General features: G+C 65.7%; 6 protein-coding genes. All 6 read right to left on the bottom strand.

The genetic code is table 11. The annotated features are described in order from the left end of the window. Positions 1–344: BatA domain-containing protein (locus WBF82_RS02115; protein WP_424381449.1), on the bottom strand; the 344-nt coding region annotated here is incomplete at its 3' end. 34 nt (positions 345–378) lie between these two features. Next, the gene (locus tag WBF82_RS02120) at positions 379–1,332 is read right to left on the bottom strand and encodes a DUF58 domain-containing protein (RefSeq protein WP_424381450.1); all 954 of its coding nucleotides are present in this window, start codon (positions 1,330–1,332) and stop codon (positions 379–381) included. Then, positions 1,329–2,459 carry an AAA family ATPase gene (locus tag WBF82_RS02125; RefSeq protein WP_424381451.1) on the bottom strand — a complete coding sequence of 377 codons (1,131 nt, stop codon included), beginning with the start codon at positions 2,457–2,459 and terminating at the stop codon, positions 1,329–1,331. The genes WBF82_RS02120 and WBF82_RS02125 overlap by 4 nt, the downstream gene beginning before the upstream one ends. A gap of 155 nt (positions 2,460–2,614) precedes the next feature. Continuing rightward, complete coding sequence (ripB, locus tag WBF82_RS02130; RefSeq protein ID WP_424381452.1) at positions 2,615–3,343, bottom strand: NlpC/P60 family peptidoglycan endopeptidase RipB; 729 nt, start codon at positions 3,341–3,343, stop codon at positions 2,615–2,617. Between the two features lie 15 nt (positions 3,344–3,358). After that, a complete protein-coding gene (gene ripA, locus WBF82_RS02135) occupies positions 3,359–4,801 on the bottom strand; it encodes an NlpC/P60 family peptidoglycan endopeptidase RipA (RefSeq protein ID WP_424381453.1) in 1,443 nt (480 codons plus the stop codon). A 251-nt stretch (positions 4,802–5,052) separates the two neighbouring features. Beyond that, on the bottom strand, positions 5,053–5,225 hold a 173-nt coding region (locus WBF82_RS02140; RefSeq protein WP_424381454.1), incomplete at its 5' end, for a DUF6676 family protein.

Below are 5,225 nucleotides of genomic sequence, written 5' to 3' on the forward strand. Positions count from 1 at the left end.
TCGACGTCGGTGGCCCGCATCGACTGCGAAACGTCGATGACCAGCATGACGACCGCACGGTTGCGCGGAATTCGGACATCGTGGGTGGGTCCGGCCATCGCGATCGTGAACAGCACCAACGCCGAGACCAGCAGGATGGCCGACAGGTGACGCCACCGCGTGGGCTGCTTGGGCGCGACGCTTTCCAAAAGTTCCATGTTGGCGAAGCGCAGCATCCGGCGATGCCGGGCCACCTGGACGATGATGTACAGCGCAACCAGGCCCAATACGACCAGCAGGAACAGAAAAAACCACGCGTGGGCGAAACCGGACAGCGTCATGGGCCCGAGCAACGGCAGCGTCATAGGCGACCCGTCTTGATTTGTGAGCGCGCTGAGGTCACTGGCGACCCGCCAGTGCCCCGCGCCGGCGGGATTCGACGAAGCGGACGATGTCGGCAATCCAATCCCGGTCGGTGCGCAGCGACAGCAGCGGCGCTCCGCAGCTGCGCATCGTGCGGTCCACGTCGGCGCGATGAGCCGCGGCCGCCTTGGCGAAGTCGTCACGCAGCTGCTCGTCGATGGTGAACTCGCGGGTCACACCGGATTCGGCGTCTTGCAAGACCACATCGCCGACGTCGGGCAACTCGACGTCGCGGGGATCGAGCACCTCGATGCCCAGCACCTCATGGCGCGCAGCGATCGCCCGCAACGGACGCATCCAGTTGATCGGGCCGAGGAAGTCGCTGATGATCACGGCCATCCCGCGGCGGCGTTCCGGACGACGCAACGCGTCGATGGCAACCGCCAAGTCGCCGCGCACGCCTACCGGCGCCTTCGGCATGGTGGCGATGGTGCGCAACATTGTCTGCTCGTGCTGGCGTCCAGAGCGCGCAGGGACACGAATCATCTTCTCGCCGTTGGCAACCAATGCGCCGAGCCGGTTTCCGCCGCCGCTGTTGAGGAACGTGATGGCGGCCGCGGCCGCCACCGCCAGGTCACGCTTCTCGCAGACCGTCGTACCGAAGTCCAAGCTGGCCGACATGTCGACCACCATCCAGGTCTCCAGCTCGCGGTCGGCGATCATCTGCCGAACGTGCGGGTGCATCGTGCGCGCGGTGACAGCCCAGTCCATCCGGCGGACGTCGTCGCCGGGCTGATATTCGCGGGACTCCCCCGGCTCAGATCCCGGACCCGGGATCAGGCCGAGGTGGTCACCGTGCAGCACACCGTCGAGCTTGCGCTTGACCGTCAACTCCAGCTGGCGCAGCGCCGCCGACAGTTTCGGATCGTCGATCTGCCCACGCTGAAACGACGGCGGATGCGTGCCCGCGCGCGAATCTGAATCGGTCACCGACCGCTAGCCGCCGCGGTTTGCATCACCGGAGGTACCGAATGGCCCTGTTGCGGAACGGCATTCACCTGTGGCATGCCCACCGTCTGCAGGATCCGGTTGATGATCATCTCCGGCGAGACCTCGTCGGCCAGTGCGTCGTAGGTCAGCACCAACCGGTGCCGCAGCACGTCCGGAATGACCTCGACGATGTCTTGCGGAATCACGTAGTCGCGGCCGCGCACCAAAGCCAGCGAGCGCGCACCGGCGATGATGCCCAGTGACGCGCGTGGTGAGGCGCCGAACGAGACCCAGCTCTTGACGTCGTTCATGCCGAGCTGCTCGGGATAACGGGTGGCGGTGACGACGCGCACCACATAGTCCACCAGCGCGTGGTGAACGAAGTTGTTCGCGGCGATCTCCTGCAGCCGCAGCAGGTCACCGGTGTTGAGGATCTGCTTGGGCTCTGGCGGCCGCACACCCATCCGGTAGATGATCTCCCGCTCTTCCTCCGGTGTGGGGTAGCCGACGTTGATCTTGAACAGGAAGCGGTCCCGCTGCGCCTCCGGCAGCGGGTAGACGCCCTCATGCTCGATCGGGTTCTGCGTCGCCATCACCAGGAACGGGTTGGGCAGCGGGAACCTCTTGCCACCGATCGACACCTGGCGTTCCTGCATGACCTCCAGCAGCGCCGACTGCACCTTCGCCGGGGCCCGGTTGATTTCGTCGGCGAGCAGGAAGTTGACCACCACCGGGCCCAGCTCGGTGTCGAACTCCTCCTTGCCCTGCCGGTAGATGCGGGTACCGACGATGTCGGTCGGCACCAGGTCCGGCGTGAACTGGATGCGTGCGAACGTCCCGCCGACCACCCGTGCGAACGTTTCCACGGCCAGCGTCTTGGCCACGCCGGGCACACCCTCGAGCAGCACGTGGCCCTTGGACAGCAGGCCGACGAGCATCCGCTCCACGAGCTGGTCTTGGCCCACGATGATCCGCTTGACTTCGAAGATGGCCCGTTCCAGGGTGTGCACCTCGGCGGCCAGCCCGTTGCCGCCGCCGGACGGCGAGGCGTGCGCAGGAGCGGTCGGGTGTCCGCCCTGACCCGAGTAATCGCTGGCGCCCGGGGGCGGCCCACCTGCTGATGTCATCGATTACCCTCCACGGCTCAACCCTCCAAAACTCGATCAGACACGACTGTCGCACGACGAACGTCGCGGGGCAGCGGCGTGCCCTTGCTCAACTATTCCAGGCCACTGGGATTCCGTCGACGTGACTACCGCTTAGCGACGATGCAGGCCACGCGTCAGTATTCAATGATCCGGGTCAACATGGGCGTCATCCCGGCTTTCCGCACGGGGCTGACGGTGACTTTGCCGGCGCTGCCCGACGCCTCCAGCATCTGACCGTTGCCCAAGTAGATGGTGACATGCTGACTGCCGCCCGGGCCGTAGAAGATGAGGTCACCGCGCTTGGCCTGCGACGGCGGTATGTGGCGCCCGGCGTTGTACTGGTCACCTGAGAATCTCGGGATCAGCACACCGACCCCGGCGAAGCTGTACCGAACCAGTCCCGAGCAGTCGAACCCAACGGTGCCGGCACCGGAGTCCACGCCTTTGCTGGGGCCATTCAGGGTGCCGCCGCCCCACGAATAGGGCACGCCCATCTGCGACGATCCCCGACGGATCGCGTACTCGACGGCCTGCCGCCCGTAGACCCGCGGTATGCCGTTGGCACTGGTGCCAGCGCCACCGCCGCCGCCTCCGAGGTTGAGGCCGAGGCCGCCGAGGAACTGCCGCCCTAGATCAAGCGTGGTCTGGGTGGCGTTGGCGGTGGCCTGCAGCGATTGGTTCGCGATGGCGACCGGGTCGCCCGGTGCGCCCGCACTGACCACCGACGGCAGGGTGGGATCCCACCCGCCGTCCTCGGCATTCGCCGGATCGGCCAGGCCGATCACCAGAGCGACCGCAGCAAGAATCGGCCAGACCGGCCCGGCCCGACGTAACCCGTTGGCGTTTCTCAACCAGCGGCGCATAGATCCCTTCACGCGTCAGTACTCGATGTAGCGGACTACATAGGGCGTCATACCGCTGGTGCGAACGGGTGCGACCCGGACTTTCAACCCAACGTCGGGCGCCTCGAGCATCTGACCCTGACCGAGGTAGATCGTCACGTGCTGGCTGCCGCCGGGGCCGTAGAAGATCACGTCACCCCGGCGCATCTGCGACGACGGGATCTTGCGGCCCATGTTGTACTGCGAACCCGAGTAGTGCGGCAACTTGATCCCGACCCCGGCGAACGAGTAGAGCACCAGACCAGAGCAGTCGAAACCGTTTGTGTCGGAGCCGGATCCAATGCCGTTACTCGGCCCGGCGGCGTTGCCCCCGCCCCACGAATACGGCACACCCAATTGCGACAGCCCGCGACGAATCACGTACTCCGATGCCTGGCGGCCATACACCCGGGGGATCCGGCCGTTGGTGATGCCGGAATCGGGGGCGTCGGGCGCGATCAGGCCCATCTGCTGCAGGAACTTATGCCCCATGCTGGCGGTGACCTGCGAAGAGGTCGCCGAAATCCCGAGGACCTTGTTGAGGACCGCGATCGGGTCACCCGGGACATTGGCGCTGGGCACCATCGGCAGGGTGGGATCCCATTCGCCGTCCCAATTGCCGCCGTTGCCCTGGGGCCGGCTGGGCGCCCCGGGAGCCGCCGGATCCCACCGGTCGCCGTGGGACGACGCCGCCCGCGGCCCGGCACCCGGTCCGCCCGCGGGTGCCGACCACTTGCGGGCGGCGTCGAGTCTGACTTGGGCCGCATGACGTTCGTCGGCCAGTCGGGTGATTTCTTGTTGCTGTTCGCCAAATTTGCGATGGGCGTCGGTTAGGGCCGCCACCGCTGCGTTCTGGCTGGATTGGGCGTCGACGACAGCCTTGTCGGCCTTCTGCTTGGCCAGCCGCGCGGCGGACTCCTTATTCACCTGCTCGGTGCGGGCCCGCTGCAAGTTGTCCATCGCCTGCCGAGAACTGGTGGCCAGGGTCTGGCCCGCGGCCGCGGTCGCGATGATGTCCTCAGGGCTGGTCGCCTTGAGGTAGCTGTCGGACGGACCGTTGACGTAGCTGGCAACCGCGAACCGATCAAATCGCTTCTGGGCGACGGCGATTGCGGCGTTGGCATCTTTGACCGCCTGTTGGCTGGCCTCGACGTTCTGTTGCGCGGCCGCGGCATTGTCGCGCGCGGTTTCGACATCGACGACAGCCTTGTTGACGCTCTCCTCCTCGGTCTGAATTTGGGCGCCGAGGTCCTGCAGACGCTGGTTGGCCGAAGCGACGTCGGCGATCAGTTTGGCCATAGTGTTCGGCTCGGCGCCGGGGTCGGCATTGGCGAGCCCGGGGATGCACAGCGCCATTACCAAGCTCAGCGCGACCGGAGCGATGCGGCGGGTGAGCTTGGCGGCCAGTCGGACAGACGAGCCGCGGCAGTTGCGTCTCATGCGACTTGGATCTCCTATGGCTCAACGCGGGCGGAGGGCGCTGGTAGGTCACGCCCCCAGTAATCACTGGAAGCGCGATTTAAATCAAAAGCATCCTTTGCACCGTAAGTCACATCTGACCCAATGGAAACTTTAGTAACAAATTACAAGTGTGTTCTTCCGACAACTGTGACCCAACAGTGACATCACTGGTTTGCTCGCAGCGGCGGTAGTGGTGTCGCTGCTATGCGACACGAGCCGAATAATGCGAGTTAGACGCTCTGTCCAGCTTCTTCGGCGGGTGCTCCAGCGTCTTTCGCAGACGTTGCTGACCGCCTCATCCGCAGTTGCACGATTCGGGTGCCAATGACCGCCGCCAGCACGCCGATAAGAAGGACGATCGTAAAAGCGGTCCAGGGAAACTGCGGGGTGTTGAGCTGGTGCA

Source organism: Mycobacterium sp. (genome assembly GCF_049673265.1).
Classification (GTDB): Bacteria; Actinomycetota; Actinomycetes; order Mycobacteriales; family Mycobacteriaceae; genus Mycobacterium.